Raw genomic sequence first — 14904 nt, 5'->3', positions numbered from 1 at the left:
GAGAGGGGCGGTGCGGGCCGTACCGGCATGATGGGTCCCAATGAACGAGATGATTCTGCTGAGGCACGGCGAAACCGAGTGGAGCAGGGACGGCCGCCACACAGGCCGCACCGACCTGCCGCTGACGGACAGGGGCGAGGACCAGGCGCGGGCGCTCGCGCCGCTGGTCAAGGACATGTCCTTCGATCTGACCCTGGTCAGCCCCGCCCTGCGGGCCCGCCGTACGGCCGAGCTGGCCGGGCTGACGGCGTACGAGATCGACCAGGACCTGTGGGAGTGGGACTACGGCGGCTACGAGGGCATCACGACCCTGGAGATCCGGCGGACGCGTCCCGGCTGGTACCTGTGGCGCGACGGGGTGATCCCCGGTGACGCGGAACATCCCGGCGAGAGCGCGGAGCAGGTCGCCGCGCGCGCCGACCGGGTGGTCGCCAGGGCGAGCGCCGCGGACGGCGAGGTCGCCGTGGTGGCCCACGGGCACTTCCTGCGGGTGTTGTGCGCCCGGTGGCTCGGCCTGCCCCCACAGGACGGCAGGCTCTTCCGCCTGGACACCGGAACCTACTCCAGGCTCGGCTTCGAACACGGCGAACCGGTCGTGCTCACCTGGAACTCTCCCGCCTGAATCGGGAGCGGGACCTGCCTGGGCGGGGACGTCGGCGGCCCGGGACCGGGCCACGACAGATAAGACGCCCCGCTCGGGTGTGAGCCTCCCTCAGGCGGCCGTCACTCCGGGCTGCGGCCCGCGGCCGGTCAGCCATTCGAGAACCCTGCGGTGACCGCGGCAGGCCTCTTCGAAGTGGCTCCACCGCCAGTAGCGGGGCTGGTCGCGTACTCCGGTGACCCATGTGCGGTAGGACACCGGAGTGGTCGCACCGTCGCCTGTGGCCTGCGAGGCGACGCCATAGGTGCGGATCACAACGCGACCGCCCGGTGCGAACAGCACGTCGTCGGCCACGGGATACAAGGTCATCTGGTCGAGCATGGCGTGAGCCCCCATTCGCTGTTGGCTCACACTCTTTCCTGCCGACCCGCTCCCCGAGTTACGTCATCGGCGCACCGAGGTTAACCACTCGGCCGCGATGTAAAAACGGCGTTACACCGTAAGGCTGTCGAACTCCCCGTCTTTCACCCCGAGCACCAGCGCACGGATCTCGTCGCGGGTGTAAATCAGTGCCGGACCCCCGGGAAAGCGGGAGTTCCGGACCGCGATACTGCCATCGGGCAGTTCGGCCAACTCGACGCAGTTGCCCGTCGAGTTACTGTGACGACTCTTCCGCCAGCTCGCCTCGGCCAGGTCCGTGGCGGGCATGCCGTTGTAGGTGTGCTTCATTTAGATCTCTCTGAGAAGGTCGCCGAGGATCTCGGCGGTGCCCCCAGGCGTGGTGCTTTCCACGCACAGCTGCTCCATAGCCGTGAGGTATGGATCGATGTCCTCACGTTTGTCCAGGTAAAGGGCACCCCAGAGCTGCTCGACATAAACGACGTCCGACAGGTCGGACTCGGGAAACCGCAAGATGCTGAACGCACCCCCCTCGGCTGCGTGCATGCCGAACCGGAAGGGCATCACCTGGAGGGTGATGTTGGGCAGCGAGGCCACCTCCAGCAGGTGCTGGAGTTGTTCCCGCATGATCTCCCGTCCTCCGATAGGACGCTTCAGGGCCGCCTCGTCGATGACCGCCCACAGGCGCGGGCTGTCCTTCTTCGTCAGACGCTCCTGACGCTGCATGCGCATATGCACGCGACGCTCGATCTCCGCCTCCGGCACGTCCGGGTAGCCCAACCGGATGACGGTGCGCGCGTAGGCGGCCGTTTGCAGCAGGCCGGGAACGAACTGCACCTCATAGGTGCGGATCACGTTCGCCGCCTCCTCCAGTCCCACATAGGTGGTGAACCAGTTCGGCAGGAGATCGCCGTATTTGTGCCACCATCCGGGGGTGTTCGCCTCGCGGACCATCTCCAGCAGGCCGCGCCGTTCCGCGTCATCGAGCACGCCGTACAGGGTGAGCAGGTCTTCCACGTCTCGTGTCTTGAAACCGACACGGCCCAGCTCCATCCGGCTGATCTTGGACTCCGAGGCCCGGATGTGGAATCCGGCCACCTCGCGGGGAAGTCCCTTCTCCTCACGCAGGCGACGCAGGCTTGCGCCGAGCATGATGCGCCGAACGGTGGAACCGGTACCGGGCGGGTCCATGGACACGTGGTTGCTCCTCGCTCGCTTTCCTGATCGACAGTCTGTCACTTCGCGGCACAAGATTCCTAAGCCGCGGACAAGATCCCCTTTCTGTCCTGATTGCCGAATTCATGGGTAACCGTAGCGGTTGCACACACCTTATGCACGTGCATTCGCTCTTGCACCTGCACGGGAGTTTGCACCATGATGATCGCTGTGCAGTCCGCCCAAACCGCGCTCTCCCGAACCTCCTGGACGGCGCTCGACTGGTGGCCCCCCGTCGGCTGGTGGCCCGATACGGCTCGTGACCTCCTCTCCGGGTCGACGGCCATGGCAAGCGCCACCTTCGTGCTGCCCCCGCAGGCCGAGTCCGTGCACTCGGCCCGCAGTTTCGCGACGGGGACGCTCACCGGTTGGAAGCTCACCGAGCTGAGCGAGAACATGGAGCTGGTCGTCTCCGAGCTGGCCACCAACGCCTTCAGGCACGGCCTACGGCTTGCCGAGTCGCGCGCGAAGGAGCCGATCAGGCTCTCGCTGCTGCGCCGCGGAAGCCTGGTCGCCTGCGCTCTCAACGATCCCGGATCGGGCTTCCCCGCGCTACGCGATCCGTCACCCCTGGACATCGGCGGGCTCGGACTGCACATCGTCGAGTCGCTGAGCGTGCGCTGGGGCTGGGCACCCCTGGCGCCTTATGGCAAGATCGTCTGGGCCGTTCTCGGATAGCGGCTCCAAAGCACCCGTCCCGCGCGGGCAACTGATCCTCCCTGGAAGGCGCCGCCTCTTCCCCTCACCTGGCGCCGATCGGTTCCCGGGGCCCGCCACGTACCCCCACGGGCGGCCCCGGGGCCGGTCAAAATCCGCAAGGACATCCCGAGAACATCGCCGGAACCAGTCGCATTCTGCGCGGTGCATCCCGTCAGCAACGCCCTCTGCATTACCGTGGATGTTTATGGCTCACGGAGAGTCCCCGCGCGAGATTCCTGCAGAGAGCTGCGAGATGGACGATCACCTGCTCGGCTGGTTGAAAACCCTCGACGAAGAACGGCTCACCCGGGTTCTGGCCAACCGGCCGGACGCCATCGCCCCGCCCTGGCCACGTCGCCTGGACACCCTGGCACAGCGGCTGAGCGCCGGACCCGCGGTTTCCGCCGTCCTGCGCGGTCTTCCGCTGCCCTCCCTGGAGGTCGCGCAGGCGGCGCTGGCCCTGGGCGACGGCGTCGACCTCGAGGCGCTGGCCCGGTTCATGGGCGTGCCGGAGGCCGAGACGGCCCCCTGGGTCGACCTGCTGTTCGACCATGCCCTGGCCTGGCCGGACGACGAGGGACGGATCCGGATCGCCGGAGGCGTCGCCCGCTGGTGGACGGCTCCGTGCGGTCTCGGCGAGCCGCTCACGCACTACCTGAACTCGTGGACGGTCAGCGCGGACGCCCTGCGCGCGCTGGCCAGGACGCTCGGCCTGCCCAACGGCCAGAAGCGCCAGACGATCGCGAAGATCACCGAGGTGCTCTCCGATCCGGGACGGCTGGCCGCCCTGCTTGAGCGGGCCCCGAAGGGGACGAGACAGCTGCTCGACGAGTTCGCCTGGGACGGCCCCGCCCGCGACGTCGACGGCGGCCGGTTCGTGCTCCCCGGCTCCCCGCAGAAGTGGGCGAGCGACCACGGGCTGCTCTTCCGGCCGGGCTGGAACGCCGCCGAGATGCCCAGGGAGGTGGCGCTCGCGCTGCGCGGCCCCGACTACCACCCTCCGTTCACCCCCGCCCCGCCCGACCTGGCGACCGTCCCCGTCGACCCGGAGGCCGTCGACCACCTGATGACCCTGGCGGCCCCGCACGTGGTCGAGCGCTGCGCCGCGATGCTGGAGAACACCGCCAAGGTCCCGTTGCCGCTGCTGAAGGCGGGCGGGGTCGGGGTGCGCGAGGTGCGCAGGCTGGCCAAGGACACCGGCTGCGACGAGGACGAGACCCGACTGCTGTTGGAGATCTGCGCGGTCGCCCGGCTGCTGGCCTGGGACGACTCGGCGGGCGGACTGGTCCCGACCGAGAAGTTCGACCGATGGCGGCTGGACGACGCGGCGGCGAGACTGCGGGTGCTGCTGTCCGCTTGGTGGCGGATGGAGCGCTCTTCGCTGCGCAGGGTCGACGGCAAGTACGGCACGGTGCTCGGCGACGACCCTGCGGGGACCATGGTCGCCAGGGCCAGGCGGGCGGTGCTCGGCGTGCTGGCCCGCCTGCCCGCCAGCACGGCGTGCGCCGACCGGGCCGGGCTCGTCGGGTCGGCACACTGGCACGCCCCGCTGCTCGACCAGCCGCTCCTGGGCGAGTGCGCCCCCGCCGTGCTCGAGGAGGCCGGGATGCTCGGGCTGATCGCCTACGACACGATCACCGACCTGGGCCGCGCGCTGGCCGCCCTGCAGGCCGCGGGGGACGAGAACGACGACTCGACGCCGCTCGTCGAGAACGACCCGGCCCTGGTCGAGTGCTCGACCAGGGCGCTGGCCAGCGTACGGCGGAGCGCGCTGTTCGGCGCCGACCTCACCGCCGTGGTGACGGGCCCGCCCTCCGCCGAACTGGCGGAGCTGCTCGACCGGGCCGCGGACCGCGAGTCCAGGGGCGCCGCCTCGGTGTGGCGGTTCAGCCCGGTGAGCGTGCGGCGGGCGATGGACGCCGGATGCTCGGCGGAAGACCTGCTGGCCGACCTCGCCGAGGTCGGCACGGTGCCGCAACCCCTGGAGTACCTCGTGCGCGACGTCGCCAGGCGGCACGGCGAGGTCACCGTGTCCACGGTCGCCTGCATCGTGCAGGCCTCCGACCCGGTGCTGCTGGCCGAGATCGCCGGGCACCGGCGCCTCGGCAGGCTGGGCCTGCGGCTGCTCGCGCCGACCGTGCTCGCCAGCGCCATGCCCGCGGGCAAGACCCTGGCCGCGCTGCGGGAGAACGGCTACGCCCCGGTCCCGATCGAGGACACCGGGGAGATCACCGTCCGCCGCGCCCGGATCGAGGAACCTCGAGGCGGCCGGCTGATCCTGCTGCCCGGCGGCCGGGTCGCCGAGTTCGAGCAGCCGCCGTACTCCCTGTTCGAGACCCCGCCCGACCCGCACGAGCACGCCCAGCGGCTGCTCTCCGCCGAGGGCGACGCCGCCCGGCAGAACGGCAGGACATGGGCGGTGATCGGCCGCATGGCCTCCCGGCTGCCGACGGCCCAGCAGTCGCTGCTCGGCTTCGTGGTGGACCGTGGAGTGCGGGCGGCGATCACGCTGACCGACGGTCTGACCGCGACCATCAGCCACGGCGAGCTGCACAGCGGGATGCTGGACGCCTGGTGCGAAGAGGCCGGAGACTACCTGGAGTTCCCCCTGGCCGACATCGTCGAGGTCCGCGGCGCCTACGCCTGAGTACGGGCGAGGAAGCCCTCAGCCCAGGGCCAGGGTCCGTATCGCCTGCCTGGCGCGGGCCTCGCCGTACTCGGCGACCAGGGCCGTCACGTGCTCGGCGGACAGCGCGGCGAGCACGGCGTGGGCGAGGGGGCCCGCGTCGCATCCTGGGCGGGCCTCGACGAGCATGATCGTCACGTGGCGGTGCCAGAACCGGTAGGAGCCGATGCGGTATCGGGCGCCGGGGCTCGCGGTCTCCGACATGCGGACCAGGTCGAGGTGGCCCAGCAGGTAGTCGACGTAGGCCTCGACGAACGCGGCCAGCCGTTCGGCGCCCCCGGCCCCGGGGCCGAGCGGGGCGGGGCCGGTCAGGATCGCCTCCTGGAGCTCGCGCTCCCGCTCGTCCAGGAGCGCGACGGCGAGTCCCGACTTGTCGCCGAACCTCCGGAAGAGGGTGCCCTTGCCCACCCCCGCCGCGGCGGCGACCGCGTCCATCGAGACGCCGTCCACGCCCTTCTCCCGGAACAGCCTCGCCGCGGCGGCCAGCACCTTCAGGCGGTTGCGCGCGGCGTCGGCCCGCTCCTTCTGAGGCTCGTCCAGCAGCATGCGCAGCGACTCGGTTGACGAAGCGGACTGCGGTCCGTTAGATTCCAGATCACTCACATAAACGGACTATAGTCCCCTTAGGCCCTGGAGGCCAGCCATGACCACATTGATCACCCGCGACGAGCTGAAGGCCGCGATCGAGGCGGGCACCGTCGTCGTCCTGGACACCCTCGGCGGCGACTACTACGCGCAGCAGCACCTGCCCGGCGCGATCGCCCTGGTCGAGAGCGAGGTCGCCGAGCGCGCCGCCGAGCTGCTCCCCGACAGGGACGCTGACATCGTCACTTACTGCTCGAACGCCGCCTGCGGCAACAGCGAGGCGGTGGCCAGGCGGCTGACCGCGCTCGGCTACACCAACGTCCGCAAGTACCGCGACGGCATCCAGGACTGGGCCGAGGCGGGGCTGCCCGTCGAGTCCGGCGTGCCCGCCCTCTGACGCCTCCGACGCCCGTGCGAACGCCGGACGCCCCGCTGCCGGGACGTCCGGCGACACGGGCCGCCGCCGGACGCCGGGGACCTTTCGAGGGTTCCTCGACGTGTGAGGCTCAGTCCCTGACCCCGCAGCGCCGTACGGCCAGCAGCGCCAGCGCCCTGCTGACCTCCCGCAGCTCCCGCAGCTCGACCCGCTCACGCGGGGCGTGGGCCAGCCGCACGTCGCCCGGCCCGTAGTGCAGGGCGGGGATGCCGCCCGCGGTGTACAGGCGCAGGTCGCTGCCGTACGGCGCGGCCGTCTCCACGGGGCGCGTCCCCGTCACGTCGGCCACCGCGGCGGCGACCTGGCCCGGCAGCTCGTGCCCCGCGGGCACCCGCCCACTGGCGAACTGCCCGCCCGGCCAGCTGACCGCGGGAGGATGCTCCCGCAGCCACGGATGATCCAGCTCCGCGACCACCGTCTCCAGGGCGAGGCGGGCCACCGCCGGGTCCTCGTCCAGGCGCACGCCCAGCCTGCCCTCCGCGACGAGCAGGTCGGGCACGCTGCTGGCCCAGTCTCCCGCGCGGACCGTGCCGATCTCGATCGGGTACGGCAGCGGGTTGCCGGTGAAGATCGGATCGGGGTCGCGGTTGCGGTCGGTCTCGAGGCGCCTGATCGCCTCGAAGACCGGCCAGAAGACCTCCAGGGCGTTCACCCCCTCGTAGCGGGTCGCGCCGTGGGCGGCCCGTCCCGCGACCTCGATCCGGAACGTCAGCGCGCCCGCGGTCGCGGTGATGATCGTCCCGCCGGTCGGCTCGGTGATCACCGCCGCGTCGCCCCGGTGGCCGCGGGCCAGGGTGGCGAACGCGCCGAGGCCGCCGTCCTCCTCGCCCGCCACGCAGTGCACGGCCAGCGGTCTGGCGAGCCGTACCCCGGATCTGCGCAGCGCGGCGACGACGGCGAGGTTCGCCGCGAGCCCGGCCTTCATGTCGCAGGCTCCCCTGCCGTGCAGGACGTCGCCGCTGATCCCGGCGCCGAAGGGGTCGGCCCCCTCCCACCTGGCCGGGTCGCCGATCGGCACCACGTCCACGTGCCCCTGCAGGACGAGCGCGGGATCGCCCTCGCCCTCGGTGACGCCGACCACGCCGTAGGCCTCCGTACGCGGGGCCTCGGTGCCGGGGAAGCCGGGGGCTGCCCTGAGCGCGTCGAGGTCGAGCCGCCAGAGGTCGACGTCCAGCCCCGCCTCGGTGAGGAACCTCCCGCAGCGGTGCTGCAGCTCCGACTCGGCGTCGGTGCCGGTCACGCTCGGCACCCGCACCAGCTCGGCCAGCAGCGCGACCGTCTCCCCGTCGTCGAGGGCGTCCAGCACCCTCGCCTCGGTGTCCGGCAGGCCCTCCGGCGCTTTCTCCGGCATGTTCCTAGCCTTCCAGGGCCACCCTGCGGGCCAGGCCGAGGGGGAGCCCGCCGGAGCCCGCCAGTGTGTCGTGGAAGGCGCGCAGGTCGCCGCGCCCCGCGGCCAGGTAGTCGTCGCGGATGCGGTCGATCTCCAGCGCGCCCGTGAGGTAGGACGGTGCCTGGGTCGGCCACGCGCAGTAGCGGTTGACCTCGCCCGTCGAGGTTCCCGGCGTGAGCGACGACTTGGTGGTCATGAACTCCTCTGCCTCCTCGATGCTCATGTCACCGCAGTGCAGCGAGGTGTCGACGACGATGCGGGCGGCCCTGAAGAGGCGGAAGTCCAGGTGGGCGAGTTCCTGGGCGGCCGTGGTGAAGTAGCCCTGCTCCCGCATGACCTTCTCGACGTACAGGCCCCACCCCTCGACGAAGTACGGCGTGCGGAACAGCTTGCGGGCCTTGCGCGGGCTGCCCGCCAGCCAGGACAGGTGCCAGTGGTGACCCGGGTAGGCCTCGTGGACGGCGATGGAGGGCATCTGCGCCCTGGCGTTCGTGCGCAGCCGCTGGCGCACCTGCTCCTCGGTGAAGGAGTCGGGCGTGAAGGGCACGAAGAAGTGCCCGACCCGGGAGGTGGACAGGGGCGGGGGCTGCATGTAGGAGGCCACCGCCAGGATGGGCCGCTGGAACTCGGGCGACGGCACCACCCGGCACTCCTCGCCCTCGGCGAACGTCACCAGGCCGCGCTCGCGCACGAACTCCCTGGCCCGCTCCGTCTCGGACTCGTACTCGGCCCGCATGTCCTCCAGGGTCGGCGCGTGGTCGTCCTGGAGCGCGGTGATGGCCGCGTGCCAGTCGTCGGAGCCGCCGGGCAGCCGCCGGGCGACCTCGCGCATCTGCGCGTCCAGCTCCTCGTAGGCCGTCTGGCCGCGCTTGAGCAGCTCGCCGGCGCCGTAGCCCAGCATCTCGCGCTCGCGCAGCAGCGTCGAGTAGAGCTCCTCGCCCATCCGCCAGGTGCCCGTCGCCTCGAAGCCGTCGAGGAATCCGACCAGCTCGTCGAAGGCCGCGGCGGCGGGCTCGGCGGCCTCGGCGAGGCGGGCGCGCAACCGCTCGTCGCCGACCTGCCCGGGAACCGTCTCGGTGAGGAAGCGCCGCGCGGTCCGCGCCTGGCCCAGGCCACGCTCGACCAGCAGCCCCGCGGCCAGCGCCGGGTCCAGGTTCGCGCGGCAGGCCGCGAGGACTCCCGGCACCTCGGCCAGCCGCGCCACGGCCGCCTCGACCAGTTCGGCCTCGGGTGCGAGGCGCTGCAGGAACGGGCTGAACATCGAGGCGAAGATCGCTCCGACGTAGACGGAGGGGTCGCGCCGCCAGGTCGGCCAGGCCTCGTAGGCCAGGGCGCCCCGCAGCGTGGACATGACGAGCCCGCGGTCGATCTCCTCCTCGAAGCTCTCCGCCTCCCCGCTGTCGCCCACCGCCTGGAAGCGCTCAAGCCAGCTCCGCGACTCCCGCTCCCTGGCGAGAATGCCCGCCTCGGTGAAGTCGCCCAGGGTCCGGTCGTAGCCCTCGGCTCCGAGAAGGGTCGCCTGGATGGGGTTGGCCGCCAGATGCCAGCTGAGGAAGTCGCTCACGAGCTCAGAAGACGTCATAGCGGGAAATCCTACTTTCCGCGCCACGGGGGTTATCAATGCCTGCCGACGCGTCTCCCGCCCCCGGAACAGGCGTGGTCATCCGCGTGCCCCCAGGCCTCTCCGGACGGGGCCTCGCGTCCCCGGGTTTCCTGGACTTGCGACATCAGCCGGTCCGGTGGCGCCGTTCCCATAAGCTTCTACCGTGGGTGACCCGAAGTTCGAGATCCAGATGCTCCACGACCGTGTCATGGTCAAGATCGAGCAGGAGTCAGAGGAACGGCGCAGCACCGCGGGCATCGTCATCCCGGCGACGGTGAAGATGGCGAACCGGCTCGTCTGGGGTGAGGTCTGCGGCGCGGGTGCGAACGCCCGGTCCGTCAAGGTCGGCGACAAGGTCCTGTTCAATCCGGAGGACCAGTACGAGGTCGAGGTCCACGGGCAGCTCTACCTCGTCATGCGCGAGCGCGACCTGCACGCCATCGCCACGCCGCAGACCGACAACGGCACCGGCCTGTACCTCTGACCTGCAGCGTGACCTTCCGCCGGTCTTCCGCGCTCGCGGCCCGTCCCTCGCGGCCGGATCACGGATCGGGCCCGCCCGCGCCTCCTCGCGGTCCGGTCACCGCGAACGAGAGGGCATGGGCGGGCGACGCCGGGAGTCTCTGGGAGCTCGCCCGCCGGGGCGGTCAGCTACGGGTGTAGCTCAGATAGATCTTCTTGTTCCAGTCGGCGGCGGAGACGTCGGCCAGGACCCGCAGGCCCTTGCCCTTGACGTCGACCACCACGGCCCGGTAGCCGCCCGAGCTGGGCACGACGGCGATGAAGCTCCGTTCGTCCCACCAGCCGAGCAGAGCCTTCGGCTTGATGTTCACCTTGAGCGCGAGCTTGCCGGAGCTCCGGTCCCAGACGCAGACGTCCTCGGTGTAGCTCGCCGGGCACCAGGTCATCAGCCCCTTCCCCGAGGGGGAGAAGACGTCCTCTCCCCCGGCGGGGGCACCGGTCTTCGCCAGAGTGCGCCTGACCGCGCCGTCCTGGCCGTAGAAGCGGACGCCCCCCTGGTAGGCGGCGATCAGCTGGGCGTTGTCCGGGGTCCACCGGAATCTCGCGGTCTTGTCCACCCCGGAGACGGTCACGGTGCGGGCGGTCTTCGCCGTCGCGTCGACGATCACGAACCCGGTGGTCTCCCAGCCGGTCCCCACCTTCCGCTGGGCGGTCAGAACCACCTTGCGGCCGTCGCGGGACCAGTGGGCGAAGTGGGCGACGAGCGGCTTCTGGACGGTCTGGACCTTGACGGCCTTCGCCGCGACCAGGTCGGCGAGCAGCACCGAGTCGTGCCCGGAGCTGTAGGAGCTGGGGATCGCCAGCGCCTTGGCCCCTCCGGGCGCCACCGTGATCTCCTGGTATCCCGTCTGCTTGGCGAACGCGTCGCCCCTGCGCAGGTAGGCCAGGTTGTCAAAGGTGTAGGAGGACACCGTGAAGGGGTCTCCGGGGCTCTCACGGACGGTCACCCTGGTGTCGGGCAACGTGACGTCTGCGGGCAGGGCGGCATGGGCGGCGGTCGGGGCCAGCACGGCCAGACAGGCCATGGTGACAGCGCCGCCGAGCAGTCGGTGAATCCCAGAAGTCACAGGCACGGCCGCAGCTTAGGGTGGGAGGTCGTCATAGCTTGTGATCTATAACGAATCGGTTGGCCTGACAAGGGCGATCGGGTACGGCCACCGCCCGCCGTACCGGATCATGAGTTCCCGGCGGTCCGCATCCGCCGGGAATCGTCTCGGTGTTCGCGATCCGGAAATCGACGGCCGACGCGATCCTTGACTTCCGACGTCAGCGACCGCTGCCCGCGACGCGTGTTCGGCACCTGCCGGAGACGCCGAACCTGCCGACTGTGTCGAGGAGGAGGCGTTCGAGCCGGAAAAGGGCAATCTCGGACACCGAGAGGTCAGACGGTGGTGAAGCCGAGACTTTCCAGCAGGACGTAGACCCCCGTTGAGGGATCCCTCTTCAGGATCGGGCAGCGGTCGTCGTGGGGCACTCGCCCACCGTCCGTGCCGACAGGGGCAGGACCGCAGAACCCGCTCTCGCAACGCCCGTCCAGGCTCCGGGCCAGCCTGATCGCCTGACCTATGCCCGGCAGGAGGGCGTTCTGCCGGGCCGGGTCTTTGAGCCGCTTGTTCCCGTCCGGGGCGTAGTTCGCGAACCCGGTGACCCCCTGGAGCCTGGAGACCAGGAACTCGCTCTTGCCTCCCTGCCCGGCAGGACAGCCGCGAGCGAAGTGCAGCCAGAGCCACAGGTCGAAGGAGGGATGGGAGAAGGCGACCTTGATCTTGTTCTTTCTGGCGAGGGTCACGGCCTGCTCGATGTCGAAGTGCTCGTCCCGGTCGAAGATGACCCAGACGTTCTCACGCTCGGCCTTGTAGAGCTCTTTCTGCTTCTCGACGGCGTATTCGACCGCACCGAGGGGCTTGAAACCCTTGGACCTGGTGTACGGGTTGATGTGAAAACGCTTCTCCCTGCCGAAGCGATCTTCGAGAAACCTGAGGTAGTCGCCCTCGGTCTCCCCCTCGCACACGACGGTGACGACCTTCTGCGCACGGTTGACACCCAGCCTGCGGCCGGTGGGCACGTCGCCGGGGATGACTCTGCGGGAGCTCACGCGCTGTACTCCCACCGCTCGGCACGCACACCGTCGTCCGGTGTGTAGGTGATCGCGTCGGCGACGTCGCCGTCGTGCACCCGCGGGATGCCCCCGTAGGCACCGGACAGGTAGCGGCGGGCGAGGGGCTCGTCCTTGCGGGGCCTGGCGTCGGTGAGCGGATAAAGCTCGGAACGGCCTCCGGCCGCCTTCTCGGTGATCCACACCTGGTCGCGGTCGAGAGGCTGCTGGGGATGGAGACCGCTGATCAGCGTCACGTCGTGCAGGGTCGCGACGAACTGGGCGTGACGCGGATTGGCCTGTTCGTTCTGGAAGGTACGCACCACCTCGGCGGCGAGCAGCGGATGCAGGCAGGCGTCGAGTTCGTCGACGAGCAGGAGCGCTCCCTTGTCCAGGGCCTCCAGCATCGGTCCGATGAACGCGAACCACGACTGGGTACCGGCGGACTCGTCCTGGAAGTCCATGTCGATCGGCCCCGAGATCCCCTCATGGATGAGGCGGATGCGTGGCACGCGCCCTTCGTGCTCGACCTCGGCGCCGACGATCCCGAGATCGGCGACCTTCAGCAGGCTCACGATCTGCCGTCTGCGGACCGGGTCGCGCAGCATCGACGCGGTGAACCTGCGGCGTGCCTCCTGGTCATGGCTCAGGCTGACCCACCAGAAGTTGCCCCGGAACCAGTCCCGGATCGGAGAGAGCTGCGGATGGTCGTAGTCGGCGGCGACGGTGAGGAAGAGCGCGGTGTCCTTGGTCCGGGGGACCAGGCTCTCCTTCGCCCCCTTCAGCCCCTCTCCCGGGAAGCGGAACGGCTCGGCGGTGTCGGCCTCGCGCTCGAACCAGACCTGTCTGCGCGCCTGGCCGCCCGGGTAGGCGTGCAGCCACTCGGCCTCCACTCGCTCGTCGGAGACCTCGAAGCCGTAGACATAACGATCGCCGTCGAGGACGAAGTCCACCTCGTAGTGCGAGGTGCCCAGCCGCGCCTCCAGGTCGAGCATGAACGGCTCGCGCGGCACCGGACTGCGGTGTTGCCAATCGTCGGCGACCGAGCCGGCCGACCACCGGTCGACCGAGTGCAGGACGGCCTGCTGCATCCAGCGCATGGCCGTCAGGACGTTGGACTTACCCGATCCGTTGGCACCGTAGACCACGGCGGCCGGGACGTAGGCGAGATCCGGCTCCTCCAGCAGCCCCGCCCGTCTCGCCGACCCCTGGTTGAACTTGGTCGCGGTCAGATGCAGCTCGAACTCGTCGCGGAAGGACCGATGGTTGGCCGCTTTGAATCTCAAGAGCATGGAGAGCTCCCTAGTACGGGTATCGGATCCATACTAAGAGGTTCTATGCAGGAAACTCACACAACTCGCCACTCAATCCGCATGATGTCTGAGCTCATCCGTACGACGGGATACCGAAGTCCTAGGTCCGCGACCGTCGCCCGTTGTTCGATGCCTTCGGCGGGGACGCGGTGGAGCTGTTCGCCGAATGGGACGCCGACTACTACGACTTTCCCCTGGAGGGCTGGGAGGCCGTGGTCGAGCGGATCCCCGAGCCGGTCTCACCGATGGAAGCCCGGCCGGGCTCGTCGCTCGACCATCCTCAGATCTCGCGACCGTCCTTCTTGATCGCCTCCAGGAAGGCGCCCCACCCGGAAGGCGAGAAGAGCAGGGCCGGACCCGCGGGGTCCTTACTGTCACGCACAGCGACGATCCCGGGAAGATTGCTGGCCACCTCGACGCAGTTTCCGCCGTTGGTGCTGCTCAGGCTGGACTTCCGCCACTCGGCTCCCGTCAAGTCCATTACGCGACCATCCTCGCTATCAGCTCCAGCGACGCTCTCTGCGGGAGTGCCTCCGCGCGAAGGGCGTCGAACACGTACGTGACTGTCTCGATGTCCTCACGGCGCTGGACGATGTGGCCGTGTGCCGCCGTTTCCAAGTAAACGACATCCACCCCGTTCCGGAAACCCGCAATGACGAAGGCCCCCGCAAGCCCCGGGTGGGCGGCGGTCTCCTTCGGAACGATCTGGATCGTGATCTTAGGTTGCCCGCCCAGGTCGATGAGCCGGGCGATTTGGTTCCGCATGACTTCGGGGCCGCCTATGGTTCGGTGCAGGACTCCTTCGTCGAGCACGATCCAGAGCGCCGGCGGATCACTTCGTTCGAGAATCGCCTGCCGCTCGATCCTCGCGGCCACCATCTCCTCGATCTGCTCCGGCGAATCTCCGGGACGACCTCCCAGAAGCATCGCTCTGGCGTAGGCCTCCGTCTGGAACAACCCCGGGAGCACCATGGGCTCGTAGCCCTTCAAGCTGGTCGCCTCGCGTTCGAGTTCCACGAACGGCCGGAACCATGTGGGATACGCCTCCCGGCTCAGGAGTGGCCACAGCCGGGTCAGTGCTCCGCCGGTCTCCAGGGCCTCGTCGCACCGGGCGGTGAAGTCGCGCGACGGGACGCGTTTGGCGGTCTCGATCATCCCGACCAGGGCGATCGAGTAGTTGATCTGCTCGCCCAGTTTCTCCTGGGACCAGCCTTTCTCGGCTCGGTAGCGTCGCACCTCGGCGCCGAAGAACGCCAGGGGGCTCGCGCTCGGGTCGAGATCACGCGGTGCGGGCATCGCGCTCTCCTTCGACTGCACGCTCGGGGGAAGCGGATCCGAACTCCAGAACCAGTTGGCACCC

16 protein-coding genes are annotated in these 14904 nt (G+C 69.9%); 5 read left to right on the top strand and 11 right to left on the bottom strand.

Annotated features, from left to right (window positions below; genetic code table 11):
• Positions 1-40: 40 nt before the first annotated feature.
• Entirely contained in the window at positions 41-622 is a 582-nt protein-coding gene (locus tag AB0395_RS01935; RefSeq protein ID WP_366276044.1) for a histidine phosphatase family protein, read from the top strand.
• A gap of 90 nt (positions 623-712) precedes the next feature.
• Here AB0395_RS01935 and AB0395_RS01930 read toward each other — a convergent pair whose 3' ends face one another.
• The 3 genes from AB0395_RS01930 to AB0395_RS01920 form a co-directional block, all read right to left on the bottom strand.
• The gene (locus AB0395_RS01930; RefSeq protein ID WP_366276042.1) at positions 713-1012 is read right to left on the bottom strand and encodes a hypothetical protein; all 300 of its coding nucleotides are present in this window, start codon (positions 1010-1012) and stop codon (positions 713-715) included.
• A gap of 81 nt (positions 1013-1093) precedes the next feature.
• Positions 1094-1330 carry a DUF397 domain-containing protein gene (locus tag AB0395_RS01925; RefSeq protein ID WP_366276041.1) on the bottom strand — a complete coding sequence of 79 codons (237 nt, stop codon included), beginning with the start codon at positions 1328-1330 and terminating at the stop codon, positions 1094-1096.
• Positions 1331-2152, bottom strand: a complete 822-nt coding sequence (locus AB0395_RS01920; protein ID WP_366276223.1) for a helix-turn-helix transcriptional regulator — start codon at positions 2150-2152, stop codon at positions 1331-1333.
• Positions 2153-2374: 222 nt separating this feature from the next.
• On the opposite strand from AB0395_RS01920, the gene AB0395_RS01915 reads away from it, so the two are divergent.
• A complete protein-coding gene (locus AB0395_RS01915) occupies positions 2375-2893 on the top strand; it encodes an ATP-binding protein (protein ID WP_366276039.1) in 519 nt (172 codons plus the stop codon).
• A gap of 226 nt (positions 2894-3119) precedes the next feature.
• Positions 3120-5561: a helicase-associated domain-containing protein gene (locus tag AB0395_RS01910; protein ID WP_366276038.1), complete on the top strand. Its 2442-nt coding sequence runs from the start codon at positions 3120-3122 to the stop codon at positions 5559-5561.
• A gap of 18 nt (positions 5562-5579) precedes the next feature.
• Here the strand turns inward: AB0395_RS01910 and AB0395_RS01905 are convergent, their stop codons facing one another.
• Entirely contained in the window at positions 5580-6203 is a 624-nt protein-coding gene (locus tag AB0395_RS01905; RefSeq protein WP_366276037.1) for a TetR/AcrR family transcriptional regulator, read from the bottom strand.
• A 40-nt stretch (positions 6204-6243) separates the two neighbouring features.
• Between AB0395_RS01905 and AB0395_RS01900 the strand changes: the two genes are divergently transcribed.
• Complete coding sequence (locus AB0395_RS01900) at positions 6244-6582, top strand: rhodanese-like domain-containing protein (protein WP_366276036.1); 339 nt, start codon at positions 6244-6246, stop codon at positions 6580-6582.
• A 109-nt stretch (positions 6583-6691) separates the two neighbouring features.
• On the opposite strand, the gene AB0395_RS01895 is transcribed toward AB0395_RS01900, so the two are convergent.
• Both AB0395_RS01895 and AB0395_RS01890 read right to left on the bottom strand, forming a co-directional pair.
• Positions 6692-7972, bottom strand: a complete 1281-nt coding sequence (locus AB0395_RS01895) for an ArgE/DapE family deacylase (RefSeq protein ID WP_366276034.1) — start codon at positions 7970-7972, stop codon at positions 6692-6694.
• Positions 7973-7976: 4 nt separating this feature from the next.
• Complete coding sequence (locus tag AB0395_RS01890; RefSeq protein ID WP_366276032.1) at positions 7977-9593, bottom strand: DUF885 domain-containing protein; 1617 nt, start codon at positions 9591-9593, stop codon at positions 7977-7979.
• A 184-nt stretch (positions 9594-9777) separates the two neighbouring features.
• Between AB0395_RS01890 and AB0395_RS01885 the strand changes: the two genes are divergently transcribed.
• Positions 9778-10098, top strand: a complete 321-nt coding sequence (locus AB0395_RS01885; RefSeq protein WP_366276031.1) for a co-chaperone GroES — start codon at positions 9778-9780, stop codon at positions 10096-10098.
• Between the two features lie 163 nt (positions 10099-10261).
• Here the strand turns inward: AB0395_RS01885 and AB0395_RS01880 are convergent, their stop codons facing one another.
• The 5 genes from AB0395_RS01880 to AB0395_RS01860 form a co-directional block, all read right to left on the bottom strand.
• Positions 10262-11209, bottom strand: a complete 948-nt coding sequence (locus AB0395_RS01880) for a hypothetical protein (RefSeq protein ID WP_366276029.1) — start codon at positions 11207-11209, stop codon at positions 10262-10264.
• 308 nt (positions 11210-11517) lie between these two features.
• A complete protein-coding gene (locus AB0395_RS01875) occupies positions 11518-12231 on the bottom strand; it encodes an RloB family protein (RefSeq protein ID WP_366276027.1) in 714 nt (237 codons plus the stop codon).
• Entirely contained in the window at positions 12228-13523 is a 1296-nt protein-coding gene (locus tag AB0395_RS01870) for an ATP-binding protein (protein ID WP_366276025.1), read from the bottom strand. Before AB0395_RS01870 ends, AB0395_RS01875 begins: the two co-directional genes overlap by 4 nt.
• 301 nt (positions 13524-13824) lie before the next feature.
• A complete protein-coding gene (locus AB0395_RS01865; protein ID WP_366276023.1) occupies positions 13825-14025 on the bottom strand; it encodes a DUF397 domain-containing protein in 201 nt (66 codons plus the stop codon).
• Positions 14025-14840 (bottom strand): helix-turn-helix transcriptional regulator, encoded by an 816-nt coding sequence (locus tag AB0395_RS01860; protein WP_366276021.1) that lies wholly within the window; start codon positions 14838-14840, stop codon positions 14025-14027. Before AB0395_RS01860 ends, AB0395_RS01865 begins: the two co-directional genes overlap by 1 nt.
• Positions 14841-14904: the final 64 nt, after the last annotated feature.

Origin of the sequence: Streptosporangium sp. NPDC051023 (assembly GCF_040689595.1) — a bacterium.
Classification (GTDB): domain Bacteria; phylum Actinomycetota; class Actinomycetes; order Streptosporangiales; family Streptosporangiaceae; genus Streptosporangium.
The sequence above is the reverse complement of the archived record's forward strand: the minus strand, read 5'-3'. Positions and strand labels throughout refer to the sequence as shown.

Bases quoted from the DNA above. Each gene is read 5' to 3' on its own strand.
- AB0395_RS01865 (WP_366276023.1), bottom strand. From the start codon at position 14,025: ATGGACTTGACGGGAGCCGAGTGGCGGAAGTCCAGCCTGAGCAGCACC.
- AB0395_RS01860 (WP_366276021.1), bottom strand. From the start codon at position 14,840: ATGCCCGCACCGCGTGATCTCGACCCGAGCGCGAGCCCCCTGGCGTTC.
- AB0395_RS01910 (WP_366276038.1), top strand. From the start codon at position 3,120: ATGGCTCACGGAGAGTCCCCGCGCGAGATTCCTGCAGAGAGCTGCGAG.
- AB0395_RS01915 (WP_366276039.1), top strand. From the start codon at position 2,375: ATGATGATCGCTGTGCAGTCCGCCCAAACCGCGCTCTCCCGAACCTCC.
- AB0395_RS01920 (WP_366276223.1), bottom strand. From the start codon at position 2,152: ATGCTCGGCGCAAGCCTGCGTCGCCTGCGTGAGGAGAAGGGACTTCCC.
- AB0395_RS01935 (WP_366276044.1), top strand. From the start codon at position 41: ATGAACGAGATGATTCTGCTGAGGCACGGCGAAACCGAGTGGAGCAGG.
- AB0395_RS01925 (WP_366276041.1), bottom strand. From the start codon at position 1,330: ATGAAGCACACCTACAACGGCATGCCCGCCACGGACCTGGCCGAGGCG.
- AB0395_RS01900 (WP_366276036.1), top strand. From the start codon at position 6,244: ATGACCACATTGATCACCCGCGACGAGCTGAAGGCCGCGATCGAGGCG.
- AB0395_RS01870 (WP_366276025.1), bottom strand. From the start codon at position 13,523: ATGCTCTTGAGATTCAAAGCGGCCAACCATCGGTCCTTCCGCGACGAG.
- AB0395_RS01895 (WP_366276034.1), bottom strand. From the start codon at position 7,972: ATGCCGGAGAAAGCGCCGGAGGGCCTGCCGGACACCGAGGCGAGGGTG.
- AB0395_RS01890 (WP_366276032.1), bottom strand. From the start codon at position 9,593: ATGACGTCTTCTGAGCTCGTGAGCGACTTCCTCAGCTGGCATCTGGCG.